The organism is Leptolyngbya sp. CALU 1928 (genome assembly GCF_056784215.1).
The window spans coordinates 2776108-2789704 of record NZ_JBXBCE010000001.1; the positions used below are offsets into that span (position 1 = coordinate 2776108).

Here is a 13597-nt window from a genome sequence, read left to right on the forward strand (position 1 = left end):
ATGCGGCGAGTGTTTCGCCTTAGCCTGTGTGTGGTGTTGGGAATTTTGCTCGTGAGTGCCCAGGTAAGTGCTGCGTCTTCTTGATTAATCCACCTCATCGCTGATGGTAGATGTTTACCAAGCATTGGCGCGATCGACCACCATCAGAGCCGAAGCCCTATGCCAACCTTAGCTTAACCTGCTGCAACGCCCCAAATTTCGCCATCCATTCTTTTGGGCATTCCATATCTTAGTCGGCAATTGGCTGTAGTGCTTGGTTAGTTCACCGCGATCGCCCGTTCCAACCACCACCACAAATCACCCAGCAATAACAATTCAGTTGCTAACTTTTGCCATACCGTCTGGCATAGTTTTTGCCCATTCAGCCTCCTTTAAGCAATCGTCAAGTATTTTCAGCCTCCTTTCATTGCTTAGGCTGCTTGAACAACTGTCGTCTCAATTATTGCCGGGTTAACAACTGGGATGCACTCTTTAGCACGCTTGTCTGATGATTTAATTAAAGTGGTATGAGCCTTGAAGCTTTCAGAAAAATTTTTGGACATCATTAGAAAAAAAATGATACAACGAAAACGAGCGCTAATCACCGGCATTACAGGTCAGGATGGTTCCTATCTCAGTGAATTTCTATTGGAAAAGGGCTACGAAGTTCATGGGATTATTCGACGCACATCGACTTTTAATACCGATCGCATCGATCACATTTATGAAGATCCTCATACCGTAGATGCCAAGTTATTTTTGCACTATGGCGACCTCACCGATGCCACAACGCTTCGACGTATTTTAGAGGAAGTTCAACCTACGGAAGTTTATAACCTAGGCGCGCAATCTCACGTTCGAGTGAGCTTTGATTCTCCCGCTTATACTGTTGATTCGGTTGCAATGGGCACCCTTCATCTGTTAGAGGCAATTCGAGACTATCAACATCGAACCGATGTGCAGGTTCGATTCTATCAGGCGGGTTCGTCTGAAATGTTTGGGAAAGTCCAAGAAATTCCCCAAAAAGAAACGACTCCTTTCTATCCTCGCAGTCCCTATGCCTGTGCAAAATTATATGCTCACTGGCAAACGATCAACTATCGAGAAGCCTACAATTTATTTGCCTGCAATGGCATTTTGTTTAATCACGAATCGCCTCGTCGTGGTGAAACCTTTGTCACCCGCAAAATTACCCGAGCGATCGCCCGAATTGTGGCAGGACAACAAAAAAAGCTTTATCTAGGAAATGTTGATACCAAGCGAGACTGGGGGTATGCCAAGGATTATGTTAAGGCAATGTGGCTAATGCTCCAGCAGGATTCCCCCGATGATTATGTGGTAGCAACGGGTGAAACTCACTCAGTGAAAGAGTTTTTAGACATCGCCTTTGCCCATGTAAATTTGGATTGGCATGAGTATGTGGCATTTGATGAGCGATATCTCCGTCCCGCAGAGGTGGACTTATTGATTGGAGATCCGACCAAGGCAAAACAACGGCTGGGCTGGGAACCTTCCGTCAGCTTTGAAGCGCTGGTTCACTTAATGGTAGAGGCAGATTTGAAAGGATTGGGATTGATTCCGTTGAATGGTCATACGGCACAATTGATCACAGACACAGCCACCATTCGTCAAACCATGCCAACGTAATCGACAGGAGTCGCAGAGAACAGCCGGGAACAAGTTGAGGAACTTTTAGCGATGACAACAGAGTTTGATCTGCAAGGAAAGCGGGTATTAGTGACGGGCGGAGGAGGGTTTCTAGGATATCAAGTCATTCACTACCTCGATAAGATTGGAGTTGATATCAATAAGGTCACAATCCCGCGATCGCAAGATTGTGACCTGCGTATGATGGAAAACTGTCAGCGTGCGGTTGAACAACAAGATGTAGTGATTCATCTCGCTGCCCATGTTGGCGGAATTGGCTTAAACCGTGAGAAGCCAGCCGAATTGTTCTATGACAATTTGATCATGGGCACTCAACTAATCCACGCCGCTTATCAAGCCGGGGTGCAAAAATTCGTCTGCGTTGGCACCATCTGCGCCTATCCAAAGTTTACGCCCGTTCCATTCCAAGAAGATGATCTTTGGAATGGCTATCCTGAAGAAACAAACGCGCCCTATGGGATTGCCAAAAAAGCTCTGCTAGTGCAACTTCAGGCTTATCGTCAACAATATGGGTTTGATGGTATTTATCTATTGCCAGTGAACCTTTATGGTCCCAAAGATAATTTTGATCCCCGTAGTTCCCATGTGATTCCAGCGCTGATTCGCAAAGTGCATGAAGCCCAACAACAGGGCGATCGCCCAATCTCTGTTTGGGGAGATGGAACTCCCACCCGCGAATTTCTCTACTCTGAGGATGCAGCACGGGGAATTGTCATGGGAACTCAGTTCTATAGCAATCCGGAGCCAGTCAATCTAGGTACGGGCACCGAAATTTCGATTAAGGATTTGATTCATCTCATTTGTGAACTGATGGAATTTGATGGGGAGATTGTCTGGGAAATAGACCAACCCAATGGACAACCCCGCCGTTGTTTGGATACGTCACGGGCGCAGGAAGCATTTGGCTTTACGGCTCAAGTTGGGTTTCGTCAAGGGCTAGCAAGAACCATTGAGTGGTATCGAAACCAGGTAGGTTTATTGCCTTAAGCAACATCGCGATCGCCCTGCCTCTCTAGCGAACAAACAACTATCAGGTTGAAAGCAGTTCAAATAAACCATCATCTAACTCATACCCAAACATTTGCGCCATTGCTTTTAAACTAGAGCGCCCGTCTATCCCTTGGGCTTTCATCCAACGAGTCAGAACAAATATCTTATGCATTACAAAGATTTCTAGAGCTTCTGGGTTATATTGAATGCCATTTTTAGGATGAAACTGATGGGGGACAAGCATCGCTGCATAGCGCGCCAGTTCCCCAGCTTTCCAGTCGAGTAGGTAAGGAAGCCAAGGATAGAGCGCATCTAGCCGGACAAACCATAGGCGGATTTCAGGGATTTCAGAGAGTTCGCGAGGATCTTGAGGATCACGAGGAAAGGTGATTTGAAACGAAAGCTGCTGTTCATAGTCGGAAAAAGAACCTGTTGTGATCAACGGGTCAAGCGCAGACTGAGCCAAGCTGAGATCAAGGGCGTTGATTTGGTTGGCGTTGAGGGCAATCACGAGAGACATAAATAGCGGTTATCCAGAAGGTCTTTTTATTTTCCTCTGAATTGAGCATTCAAGCGGTCTGCAAATGCTCGAACCGGAAGATCTCGCCCTTCCCGAAACTCTCAGACCCCGATTGCCAAAATCCCTTCAGCCGATCCAACCTGTTCACAAAAAATTGTCCAATCCGCCCCTGGTTTTGGTAGAAAATACTATAATTAAAAGAATCTTGCCGATAGGTGCCATTGCTGTGTTTACAACTACCCGACTCAACTTCAACGCTCAGGCAACGGATTCTTTGCCCCGTGACCTGTTTGCTGCAATTGCCGACCTAAAGCAGGAACTCAACGCTGTCATTTTGGCGCACTACTATCAAGACCCCGATATTCAAGATATTGCCGACTATATTGGCGATTCTCTGGGTCTTTCACGGCAAGCCGCCGACACCGATGCAGCGGTGATCGTGTTTGCTGGGGTTCATTTTATGGCAGAAACTGCAAAAATTTTGAATCCACATAAGTTAGTATTGCTGCCCGATTTGGATGCGGGCTGTTCCCTAGCGGATAGCTGCCCACCCGCAGAATTTGCCCAGTTTAAAGCGGCTCATCCCGGACATTTGGTAATTTCTTACATAAATTGCACCGCAGAGATTAAAGCCCTAAGCGACATTATCTGCACCAGTTCCAATGCTGTATCCATTGTTCGTCAACTGCCCAAAGACCAGCCGATTATCTTTGCGCCCGATCGCAACTTGGGTAAATATGTAATGGAGCAAACGGGACGGGAGATGGTGCTGTGGCAAGGAAGTTGTATGGTGCATGAAACCTTTTCGGAGAAAAAGATGGTGCAGTTAAAGATGCAATATCCCACCGCTGAAGCGATCGCCCACCCCGAATGCGAACCTGCGGTGCTGCGCCATGCCAGCTACATTGGCTCCACGACGGCTTTACTTAACTATGTGCAGCAAAGTTCTAGCACAGAATTTATTGTGGCAACGGAGCCGGGAATTATTCACCAGATGCAAAAAGTTGAACCTGCTAAAAAATTTATTCCAGCACCGCCCATTAACAACTGCGCCTGCAATGAATGCCCTCATATGCGGTTAAATACCCTAGAAAAACTCTATCTGTGTATGAAAAATCGCACTCCTGAAATCACTCTTCCGCAGGAAATTCAAACGGCTGCACTGGAACCTATTCAGCGAATGCTGGAGATGAGCATTTAGAACTTTCAATTTCTGACTTTGTAGCAAGCCAGAATCCAGCCTTTAGCTTGATGGAAGCTTCATCAATTCATTAAAAACTCGAACTAAATTTAAAAAGTCTTGTACTCTAACAAAAAACGGGGGAATACTGGAAATAACGTTTTCTCAAGGGAGGTCGAGCTTGAGCCAGATTGGATTGGTTGCCATTGGACGTAATGAGGGCGATCGCCTGCGTCAGTGTTTACAGTCAGTTTTGGGTAGCGTCGCTCAGATGGTCTATGTCGATTCGGGTTCCACGGATGGCAGCGTTGAAATGGCGCGATCGCTGGGAGTTGAAGTGGTCGAACTCAATCTATCCATTCCGTTTACGGCGGCTCGTGCCCGTAATGCTGGATTCGCACGGTTGATGGAACTTGACCCTCATATCCAATATGTTCAATTTGTAGATGGCGACTGCGAAATTGTTCCACTGTGGCTCAGTCACGCCCAACAAGTTTTAGATACTCATCCAGAAGTAGTCGTTGTTTGTGGACGGCGACGGGAACGGTTTCCTAACGCCTCTATTTATAACCGCCTCTGTGATATTGAATGGGATACACCGATTGGGGAAGCCAAAGCCTGCGGTGGGGATGCTCTCATGCGGGTTTCGGCACTGCAAGCAGTGGGAGGATATAATCCCAATCTGATTGCAGGCGAAGAACCCGAACTGTGTGTTCGCTTACGGCAAAATGGCGGCAAAATCTTACGGATTGATCATGAAATGACGCTGCATGATGCCCAAATGACCCGGTTTGATCAATGGTGGAAGCGGTCTGTGAGAGCAGGGCATGCTTATGCAGAAGGGGCATGGCTCCATGGCGCACCGCCCGAAAAACACTGGGTCAAAGAAACCCGCAGTATTAAACTTTGGGGAATCGGCGTTCCACTGGTGATTTTGTCAACCGCTTGGCTGGCAAAAGGGTTGAGTTTGATATTGTTAGGCGGCTATGGATTAATGGCTTATCGAGTTTACCAGTATGCTCGTCAGTCGGGATACTCTCAACCTGATGCGCGCTTGTTTGCCCTGTCTTGCACCTTGGCAAAGTTCCCCCAAGCTCAAGGATTAATTCGATTCTATTGGGGTAAAGTGTTCAAAAAACCATCCCGATTGATTGAATACAATGCATCAGGGTCTAGTACTCCAGCTTGATGAATTTCCCCCTAAGTCATTCGTTATGACTGCTACCACAATGTGAGTCACCCTGCGATCGCCACAAACCACACAAACCGCTATGTCTACTACTCAGACCGATCAAGTTCACATTCTAAACGTCTCTTTTGATAATCTTTCCCTCCAGGAGCTTTTAGAGCAGCTACAGCAAGGGGTTGTGTTCACACCCAATGTTGACCACTTAATGAAGTTGCAGCACGACGAAGAATTCTTTGAAACCTATGTAGACGCAGACTACCGAGTGTGCGATAGCCAAGTGTTGATGTACTCTGCCTCACTGTTAGGTACGCCCTTTAAAGAAAAGATTTCTGGCTCCGATTTGTTTCCAGCATTTTGCAAGTTTCATCAGTATCATGATGCGGTCACTATCTTTTTGTTAGGCGGCAAAACCGGAGTTGCCGATCGCGCAAAAACCAATATCAACCAAAAAATTGGTCGAGAAATTGTTATCGGTGCCCATTCTCCTTCCTTTGGGTTTGAAAAAAGCGAACAGGAATGTTTAGACCTGATCGAGATGGTGAATCGCTCGAAAGCAACCGTTTTGGCGGTTGGGGTTGGGGCACCTAAGCAAGAAAAATGGATTCACAAATATCGAGATAAGTTTACCCATGTCAAAATCTTTTTGGCGGTCGGGGCAACCATCGACTTTGAAGCAGGAGTCATTCAACGGGCACCGAAGTGGATGAGCCAACTTGGAATAGAATCCTTATTTCGCATTTACTCTGATCCTAAGCGGCTCTGGAAGCGCTATTTGGTCGAAGACTTGCCTTTTTTCTGGTTGCTGACTAAGCAAAAGCTTGGTCTTTACAAGCCCCCTGCTTTTTCACGCCACGATGTTTCTAGCCCTAGATAAATAGTTATCTGAAGAATGGTTATGAGTGCTTATGCTGCCCGTCGTTACACGCTTCTGTCGATCGCCGCTGCAATTTTAACCATTGGATTGAAAACGGGTGCTTATCTCCTGACGGGTTCCGTGGGGTTGCTGTCGGATGCGATGGAGTCGGGGGTCAACTTGGTGGCAGCGATCGTGGCGTTTTGGGCGCTTTCCTATGCTGCCCAGCCTGCCGATGCCGATCATCCGTTTGGGCATACCAAAGCCGAGTATTTTTCCAGTGGCATTGAAAGCGGGTTGATTGTGATTGCGGCAATTAGCATTGCGATCGCAGCGTGGGGGCGGCTATTTAACCCGCAACCGATTGAACAGCTTGGTCTAGGGTTAGCCTTGTCGTTTGTGGCTACTGCAATCAATGGCGCTGTTGCCTGGATTTTGCTCCGCGCTGGAAAGCGGCTGCGCTCTATTACTCTGCGTGCCGATGCTCATCATTTGCTCACCGATGTTTGGACATCTTTTGGTGTGGCGATCGCCATCTTGCTAGTTAAGCTGACAGGCTGGCTAATCCTTGATCCCATTATTGCTTTATTAGTTGCGGCCAACATTGTTTGGGCAGGATTTCGGCTCTTGCAGGAAACGGGCAATGGATTAATGGATAGCGCCATTGCGATCGCTGACCAAACTCAAATTATGGAAATTTTGGCACCTTACAAGCAGCAAGGCATTTTATTTCACGCGATGAAAACTCGTAATGCTGGCTCCCGTAGTTTCGTCACTTTTCATGTGCTGGTGCCAGGTGAGTGGAGTGTTCACACCGGACACAATCTCTGTGAGGAAATCGAACTGGCAATTATTCGAGCTTTACCTGGAACCTTTGTGATGACCCACTTAGAACCTCAAGAGGATGCCAGTTCTTGGCTAGATCAAGATCTCGATCGCGCGTCCCAAGATATCGATCCCATCGCCCCTTAACATCACCCTACGGGGCCTTGCGGTAAATGGCACAAAGCCGACTGGGTTTGAAGATTTTTGCTTTAAACATAAAATTGGGCGGCACGTTGATGATCAGATGATCGGTGGAAGCGTGAAAAGGTTCAAATTCAGCAGGCATTCCTTTCGGCGTGTTGGCAGTGTAAGGAATCGGCTGGAATAAAAGTTGGGTGAACTCGACTGATGAACAGCCAGCCGTTTGAGCCACTTCTTGCAAAAAAGTCTCCGTCGTCAAAAGTGCAAACAAGGCGGCTTTGGCATTGGGTTCTAGAGAAAAGCTGCTGTCGAAATGCTCAATGATTTTAAGCGCCATAGGAAAACCAGGAGGGTGAATTAAGGCTGAGGTGGAGTAGTCGATTCGGGCAGGGTTTGCCCCAGTCGAGGTTCGGTGCCTGCCATCAATCGCTGAATGTTGGTGCGGTGTCGCCAGATCACATAAACGCCGCCAGCAATGCCAAAGAGTAAGTAGGGCACAGGTTGACCCGTTGCAACCATCAGCCCAGAAACCGCGATCGCGCCCAAAATCGAGCTAATCGACACAATCTGCGTCACGCCCAAAACTGCCAAAAACACCGCCAACGTTCCCAACCCCACCATCCAGTTCAGCGCCAACAATACGCCTAAACTGGTGGCTACCGATTTTCCGCCAGTGAAGTTGAGAAAAAGTGATTTGCTGTGACCCAGCAGCGCCAGCATTCCTGCTAAAGTCACCATCCAGGGTAACCACACCCCTGGATCAACCGTATTTGGAAGCAATGGCTGAATCAATTCGGATGTGTACAACCAGCGAAACAGGGCGATCGCGGCTGATCCCTTGAGAATATCCACTAGCAGCACAATCAGCGCGGGTAGCTTACCAACGGTTCGTAAGACATTCGTCGCCCCGGTGGAGCCAGATCCTTGCTCTCGAATATCAAACCCTTTGATTATGCGACCCGCCCAATAGCCACTGGGCAATGATCCCAGCAGATAGGCAATCAGTAAAAGTGAACCATTGAGCGTCAGCCAAAGAAACATAGAAGATCAGAAATAGGGGCGGTTTTTTCAGAAAAGCTTACCCGATATTATCTCGTTTCTGGTTCTGAGTTCCTAATTCACAATAAGTAGAATAGGCAATTATCCACTGTGCCTATTAACTATGAATAAAACATACGTCAACAAACTATATCAATTTATTCTTAAATAACAAATTTACATATTCGCAAGGATTGTATTTCTCAACATCAACAAACCAGCATTTTCTTGCAAGCACTTTAGGTAATAAGCTTGGCTGACGCTCTCCCCTATTTTTGCATAGGCTATGTTTGACTTGTTGTTTTTGGTAGAGTAGCCATCCTCCAGCCGCGCCAATAGCGGCAGGATCTATGAAGCCCATCATCGCTGCACCGTAGCTCATGACACCTGAAGCAGATAACCTAGTCTTCATAAGATAGCGCTGATTTGAAGGCGTTAGAATCCAAGAGAGATTGTGGTAAACACTTTCCTCTGGTGTAATCGTTAATCTACTGTCGTACCAGTTGAACTCTTTCTTTTTTGCAATTGGAATGTACCAGTCTTGACTCTCAGTGAAGTTTTTCGCAAATTTATTCCAATCTCCTGCAAGAATACTTGTGTAGTCGATTTTGCGAATAAAAATAAATTTATTGCTCTTATCCTCCTTCCAAGCTCCGTAGACTGGTTTGAATGGCTCAAGCTTGATAAAGATAAGCTTTCCATCATGTTCCGTATATGGCACTTTACATCACCTCTGTTAGCTAAAAATCAAAGTCAGTCACTTGAGTGGCTGACTTTGATAACTTGTGAAAGTGAAAATTCAAAGCTAGTTTAAGAAGCCATCAAGAGCAGAATGAACTGCATCTGCTCCTTCCAACTTATGTCCAAGAATACCTTCTACAAGTGGTGTAATCAGAGGGGCTTGGAGTTTTGCTTGCATTGCGGCATCTATGGCTGCACTTGTAAGATCTACAGTTTCAACATCACCATTGTGAATTGCCTCAGTTAAAATCTTTGCATTGAAAAGCGCGCTAAAAAGTTTATCTTCCATAAACCTATCCTTTGGAGTACCTTTAGTTACTTTTCACTATTTTACATGCGACTTTTTGTATAAAAAGTACTAGCTATGAATTTTTGAAGAAGATTCTCTTCTGAAAAGTTAAAGTTTCAGGCAGATGGAAAGGCTTTAAATTTAGTAGTTAGAGTAACTAGGAGCTTGAGGATTGGGGGCAAAGGCTAGCCAGAGCGGATATTGCAGCAAGGTGAGATCAATTTGCTCTTCGGTTTCGTCGATCACCACGAGGGGGAGTAAGCCGTCTTTGACCATGCGATCGGCTTTTTGAGATAGTACAAAGGGGTCTTCAAATAAAGCGGCACCGCGATCAGGTCCAAAGTCGCTGCGAGTAATTCCCAAGCAGTCTTGTAAACCTCTGCGCCATTCACCCAATCGTTCAGGAGAATCGGCTAGGACTAACGTAGTTTGGCGATCGCCGTATAGTTCCTGCAACACTGAAATAATCGCAGAAGTAATCAAAATATTTTGTAGCCGACTGCCCATCGTGCGGATGGCACCCCGTCCACCTTGGGTAAAGAACCAGTTAGAAACCCGTTCTGCATGAATTGGCTCGAAGGTGCGCCGTAGCTGCCAGGGAGGACCATAATAATCTGGGCGATTGCGGTATTGATCGATCAAACTGCGGATTTTTTTGGTTTGACTTTGAAAGCTTTCATCGGCAAATTTAGGCGTGGGCGTTTGAGGAGGCACCACCGCGGCAATGGGGACGGGAGGCTTTTCAGGTTCTTTGAACTTGGTTAGCTCAAGCTGGTCGGCGGCAAGGGCTAAATCTTGGAGACTGCCCACTAAGTATTCTTTGAAGCTTTGAACCCGAATGGCAAGGTCTTGAGAGGTTCCAGCAAAGGTGGTTCGCATTTCAGCCCGAATCCGTTCCTGCCGGCGCTCTAGCTGCTCCACGGTTGTTTGCAGATCTCGTTTCCGCTGTTCTAGTTCTTTTAAGCCTTCCTGAAGCAGAGCCGCGATCGCACCTTGAGTCACGGTCATCTGCCTTTCCAAGTCAGACTTCGTAGCGTGCAACTGGGTAATATTTTGCTCTAATGCTTTTTCCTGCCGCTGTAACTCTGCGATCCGCTGCTCCAAATCTACCGGGGCAACTCCGCCAAACGGCACTTTTGCAATCACAGTGTTTTCAGGCACCGCTTCAGCCGTTTCTTTCATTCCAGGTAAAGCAGTGACTTCTTCATCGATCAGCGATCGCATCGAAGCTTCCTGAATCCCCAGTGATTCGTCGGTTTGTGCAGTGTCAAGGGGGAGTTCATTGGGAGTCATAACCAGTTTGTGCTTGGGGTAAAGGACGAGGAAAAAGGGATAGACGTATTAGGAAATTCGAGGGCAGCGGGCTTCTAGACAGGTTTGCAACATTTTAGGATCAAATAAAACGGGCAGGAAGTGAATGCTATTGACTTCTTTGAAATAGAACAGGATCGGAACGGGAGTCCAAAAAATGCGCCAATTTTGCCACTCTTGATAGGGAAATCGACGAATTAAGGTTTCGCCTCGATAAATATCTAAATCAGATGAGGTAAACCGCAATCTTAAAGTCGCCGCCTGAATAAACAGAAACAGACCAAACAAGGCGATCGCGCCACTAATCCAAACCTGTACTAAAAATAGGGGCAACGCTAAAACCACTAATGCGATCGGCAACCAAAAACTTGGTGATAGTTCAATCGTTGAGTCATAGTTTTGGGAAGGAACAGTCGTCACGGTAATCACAATCCATATTGATTCACTCTTTTATTGTATGAGGTTGCCAAAAGGTCGGCAGCAAGATGACTCCATTACAATCCAGGAATCGTGGAACTACCCAAGCCCTGAAACATAATCCAGGACAAGAGAAAATCGCTAATAAAAATCGCTAGCAAAGAGGTTACCACAGCGGTCGTAGTAGATTGCCCCACGCCTTTTGCTCCACCCGTTGTTGTTAACCCCCAACTACAGCCAATAATCGCAATCATTGATCCAAAAACAAGCGATTTAATTGGGGCACTAAATAAATCCCATAGTTTGAGAAAACTTTGGATAGACTCCAAAAACACGGTTTGCGAAATCCCATATACGTTGATTGCCACCAGATAGCCACTGCCTAAACCAACAAACAATGAAAAAATGGTTAGTAAGGGCAGCATAATGCAACAGGCAAGGACACGTGGAATCACCAAATACTCGATTGGGTCTGTTTTAAGAACATAGAGCGCATCAATTTGTTCGCTAACGCGCATCGTTCCCAGTTCGGCTGCAAATGCTGACCCAACCCGACCAGCTATGACCACTGCGGTGAGAACGGGAGATAATTCGCGGCTGAGCGCGATCGCCAACACCCCGCCCACGGCACTTTCTGCACCCAAACCAATAAATTCTCTAGAAACCTGAATGGTGAAAACCAAACCAATACAGATGGCAGTCATCAACACAATTAACACAGACTCAGGACCCACAATCGCCAGTTGCTCTAGTGTATTGCGGCGATGAATCCGCCCAGTAAATAGGCGAACGACCACCTGCCCACCGAGCAAGATAGCCGCCAAAAGCCGTTGACTCCAAATCCTTAAACTAGAAATAGAACCTGTTTCACTCACCGAAACGACTGAGCCAATAACCTCCTGTCAGAATAGCTGAATTATGGCGCAGTGAGGATAGGTATCGGTTATTTGATACCCCTCACCGAATGCCGGCAAGACTATATCGACTTGCCCTCAGTTGCAAGGGCTTCGTTCAAAAATGGTTCTGCTGCGGTTTTGGGATATTTACCATCCAGCAGGCAACTCACCGCCATATCGCCCATGACGTTGATGGTAGTGCGGCAGCGATCGAGGAACCAATCCACCGTAATTAGAATCGCGATGTATTCAGTGGGTAAGCCAACGGAGGAAAATACCAGCGTCATGGTGACCAAGCCCGCTTCCGGGATTCCGGCTGCGCCAACCGAGGCAAAGATGGAGGTCAGCACGACAATTAACTGCTGCGGCAGAGATAACTGCACCCCAATTAACTGGGAAACGAATAATGCTGCCATTGCTTCATAGAGTGCCGTACCGTCATTGTTAAAGTTGCTGCCGACTAGCGCTCCTAAAGAGGCTGAAGACTCGCGCAAACCGACTTTTTGAACCAAACCCTCAAAGGTCAGGGGCATGGTGACTGTGGAAGACGCGGTGGAAAAGGCAGTAGTGAAGGCATCGGTGCCGCCTCGCAAGAATTGCCGGGGGGTAACCCAAGAGCCAAAGTGGACTCGCGTCACGTAAAAACACGCCTGGAGGAAAAGGGCAAGCAGAACAGCAATCACTAAGCCACCCAAGGCTTTAAAGGGTTCAAACCCTTTGAGGGCGATCGTCCGCGCCACAATCCCAAATACGGCAAAGGGAATTAGTGCAATCACCCAATGCAAAATCCGGATCACGGCTTCCAGCAATATTGTTAGAACATCTTCGATCGCCCGGTATTGCGATCGCCCTTGTTCAATCTGAATCACTTTCAAGCCCCGTAGTGCAATGCCAAACGCCAGCGCCACCACAATCAGTTGAATCACATTATTGTCATTCAGCGGCTTGAGAATCGATTCGGGGATGGTGTCTTTCAGCAAACTCCACGGATCAAGGGTTTTGTTCGTATCCATCGCGCCAGACGGCGGAGCCATTTGCCCCCAAGTGCCCGGTCTCAGAATGTTTGCCACCATTAGCCCAATGACAATTGCCATCAGTGTATTGGTCAGCAGCAGCCACACTAGCTTTCGTCCCGATCGCCCCGGTATCTCAGTCGTCATAAAGGCGTGCAGCACTGCCAGCAAAATCAGCGGGGTTGCCAAAGCGCGTAATGCTTTCAATACCAGTTCACAAGGAATCGCTAGGCGGTTGATTAGCTCCTCATGGGTAGATGCATAAGATCCTAACAGTAGCCCTATAATCACTGCTAGCACGAGTGCAATCAGGATTTGCACATAGAGCGGTGTTCTACCGAATAGCCGAAATCCTGGTTCTGATTCACTCATGGCAGTATTCCTTGGAAAAACTATTTCACCAGTATGCATAACATTCGGCGATCGCTGTACTTTCTAGTTAAACTACAGCCTGGAATTTTATGAATATCCCACTTAATTAGGAGCGATCGCGCCCTTCCCGTAGCACACCATCAGTTAGGATTTTCAAGAAATAAAGCTTGTCATT

The 13597-nt window shown here is 47.0% G+C and carries 16 protein-coding genes; 6 read left to right on the plus strand and 10 right to left on the minus strand.

The annotated features are described in order from the left end of the window. Window positions 1-168: 168 nt before the first annotated feature. A complete protein-coding gene (locus AC1S5B_RS12935) occupies window positions 169-294 on the minus strand; it encodes a hypothetical protein (RefSeq protein WP_482036080.1) in 126 nt (41 codons plus the stop codon). Window positions 295-555: 261 nt separating this feature from the next. Between AC1S5B_RS12935 and gmd the strand changes: the two genes are divergently transcribed. Together gmd and AC1S5B_RS12945 are read left to right on the plus strand one after the other, a co-directional pair. Continuing rightward, complete coding sequence (gene gmd / locus AC1S5B_RS12940) at window positions 556-1626, plus strand: GDP-mannose 4,6-dehydratase (protein ID WP_482036081.1); 1071 nt, start codon at window positions 556-558, stop codon at window positions 1624-1626. A gap of 51 nt (window positions 1627-1677) precedes the next feature. Further along, the gene (locus AC1S5B_RS12945; protein ID WP_482036082.1) at window positions 1678-2634 is read left to right on the plus strand and encodes a GDP-L-fucose synthase family protein; all 957 of its coding nucleotides are present in this window, start codon (window positions 1678-1680) and stop codon (window positions 2632-2634) included. Window positions 2635-2677: 43 nt separating this feature from the next. On the opposite strand, the gene AC1S5B_RS12950 is transcribed toward AC1S5B_RS12945, so the two are convergent. After that, window positions 2678-3157 carry a CRR6 family NdhI maturation factor gene (locus AC1S5B_RS12950; RefSeq protein ID WP_482036083.1) on the minus strand — a complete coding sequence of 160 codons (480 nt, stop codon included), beginning with the start codon at window positions 3155-3157 and terminating at the stop codon, window positions 2678-2680. Between the two features lie 64 nt (window positions 3158-3221). On the opposite strand from AC1S5B_RS12950, the gene nadA reads away from it, so the two are divergent. The 4 genes from nadA to AC1S5B_RS12970 all read left to right on the plus strand — a co-directional run bounded on the left by nadA (window position 3222) and on the right by AC1S5B_RS12970 (window position 7351). After that, window positions 3222-4358 (plus strand): quinolinate synthase NadA, encoded by a 1137-nt coding sequence (nadA, locus tag AC1S5B_RS12955; protein WP_482036084.1) that lies wholly within the window; start codon window positions 3222-3224, stop codon window positions 4356-4358. 160 nt (window positions 4359-4518) lie between these two features. Further along, on the plus strand, window positions 4519-5526 hold the full coding sequence (locus AC1S5B_RS12960; RefSeq protein WP_482036085.1) for a glycosyltransferase family 2 protein: 1008 nt from the start codon (window positions 4519-4521) through the stop codon (window positions 5524-5526). Between the two features lie 82 nt (window positions 5527-5608). After that, window positions 5609-6400: a WecB/TagA/CpsF family glycosyltransferase gene (locus AC1S5B_RS12965; protein WP_482036086.1), complete on the plus strand. Its 792-nt coding sequence runs from the start codon at window positions 5609-5611 to the stop codon at window positions 6398-6400. Window positions 6401-6421: 21 nt separating this feature from the next. After that, a complete protein-coding gene (locus AC1S5B_RS12970; RefSeq protein ID WP_482036087.1) occupies window positions 6422-7351 on the plus strand; it encodes a cation diffusion facilitator family transporter in 930 nt (309 codons plus the stop codon). A gap of 7 nt (window positions 7352-7358) precedes the next feature. Here AC1S5B_RS12970 and AC1S5B_RS12975 read toward each other — a convergent pair whose 3' ends face one another. The 8 genes from AC1S5B_RS12975 to AC1S5B_RS13010 form a co-directional block, all read right to left on the minus strand. Then, window positions 7359-7682 (minus strand): hypothetical protein, encoded by a 324-nt coding sequence (locus tag AC1S5B_RS12975; protein WP_482036088.1) that lies wholly within the window; start codon window positions 7680-7682, stop codon window positions 7359-7361. Between the two features lie 20 nt (window positions 7683-7702). After that, window positions 7703-8386 (minus strand): glycerol-3-phosphate 1-O-acyltransferase PlsY, encoded by a 684-nt coding sequence (gene plsY, locus AC1S5B_RS12980; protein WP_482036089.1) that lies wholly within the window; start codon window positions 8384-8386, stop codon window positions 7703-7705. Window positions 8387-8531: 145 nt separating this feature from the next. Continuing rightward, window positions 8532-9104, minus strand: a complete 573-nt coding sequence (locus AC1S5B_RS12985; protein WP_482036090.1) for a hypothetical protein — start codon at window positions 9102-9104, stop codon at window positions 8532-8534. Between the two features lie 84 nt (window positions 9105-9188). Beyond that, on the minus strand, window positions 9189-9413 hold the full coding sequence (locus AC1S5B_RS12990; protein ID WP_482036091.1) for a hypothetical protein: 225 nt from the start codon (window positions 9411-9413) through the stop codon (window positions 9189-9191). Window positions 9414-9554: 141 nt separating this feature from the next. Continuing rightward, window positions 9555-10706 carry a DUF3086 domain-containing protein gene (locus tag AC1S5B_RS12995; protein ID WP_482036092.1) on the minus strand — a complete coding sequence of 384 codons (1152 nt, stop codon included), beginning with the start codon at window positions 10704-10706 and terminating at the stop codon, window positions 9555-9557. A gap of 48 nt (window positions 10707-10754) precedes the next feature. After that, entirely contained in the window at window positions 10755-11144 is a 390-nt protein-coding gene (locus AC1S5B_RS13000; RefSeq protein ID WP_482036093.1) for a DUF3119 family protein, read from the minus strand. A 74-nt stretch (window positions 11145-11218) separates the two neighbouring features. Further along, window positions 11219-12016: an MlaE family lipid ABC transporter permease subunit gene (locus AC1S5B_RS13005; protein WP_482036094.1), complete on the minus strand. Its 798-nt coding sequence runs from the start codon at window positions 12014-12016 to the stop codon at window positions 11219-11221. 101 nt (window positions 12017-12117) lie between these two features. Next, window positions 12118-13422 (minus strand): dicarboxylate/amino acid:cation symporter, encoded by a 1305-nt coding sequence (locus tag AC1S5B_RS13010; RefSeq protein WP_482036095.1) that lies wholly within the window; start codon window positions 13420-13422, stop codon window positions 12118-12120. Window positions 13423-13597 lie beyond the last annotated feature (175 nt).

Bases quoted from the DNA above. Each gene is read 5' to 3' on its own strand.
- AC1S5B_RS12950 (WP_482036083.1), bottom strand. From the start codon at position 3,157: ATGTCTCTCGTGATTGCCCTCAACGCCAACCAAATCAACGCCCTTGAT.
- AC1S5B_RS12995 (WP_482036092.1), bottom strand. From the start codon at position 10,706: ATGACTCCCAATGAACTCCCCCTTGACACTGCACAAACCGACGAATCA.
- gmd (WP_482036081.1), top strand. From the start codon at position 556: ATGATACAACGAAAACGAGCGCTAATCACCGGCATTACAGGTCAGGAT.
- nadA (WP_482036084.1), top strand. From the start codon at position 3,222: ATGCTCGAACCGGAAGATCTCGCCCTTCCCGAAACTCTCAGACCCCGA.
- AC1S5B_RS12975 (WP_482036088.1), bottom strand. From the start codon at position 7,682: ATGGCGCTTAAAATCATTGAGCATTTCGACAGCAGCTTTTCTCTAGAA.
- AC1S5B_RS13010 (WP_482036095.1), bottom strand. From the start codon at position 13,422: ATGAGTGAATCAGAACCAGGATTTCGGCTATTCGGTAGAACACCGCTC.
- AC1S5B_RS12945 (WP_482036082.1), top strand. From the start codon at position 1,678: ATGACAACAGAGTTTGATCTGCAAGGAAAGCGGGTATTAGTGACGGGC.
- plsY (WP_482036089.1), bottom strand. From the start codon at position 8,386: ATGTTTCTTTGGCTGACGCTCAATGGTTCACTTTTACTGATTGCCTAT.
- AC1S5B_RS12970 (WP_482036087.1), top strand. From the start codon at position 6,422: ATGAGTGCTTATGCTGCCCGTCGTTACACGCTTCTGTCGATCGCCGCT.
- AC1S5B_RS12965 (WP_482036086.1), top strand. From the start codon at position 5,609: ATGTCTACTACTCAGACCGATCAAGTTCACATTCTAAACGTCTCTTTT.
- AC1S5B_RS12990 (WP_482036091.1), bottom strand. From the start codon at position 9,413: ATGGAAGATAAACTTTTTAGCGCGCTTTTCAATGCAAAGATTTTAACT.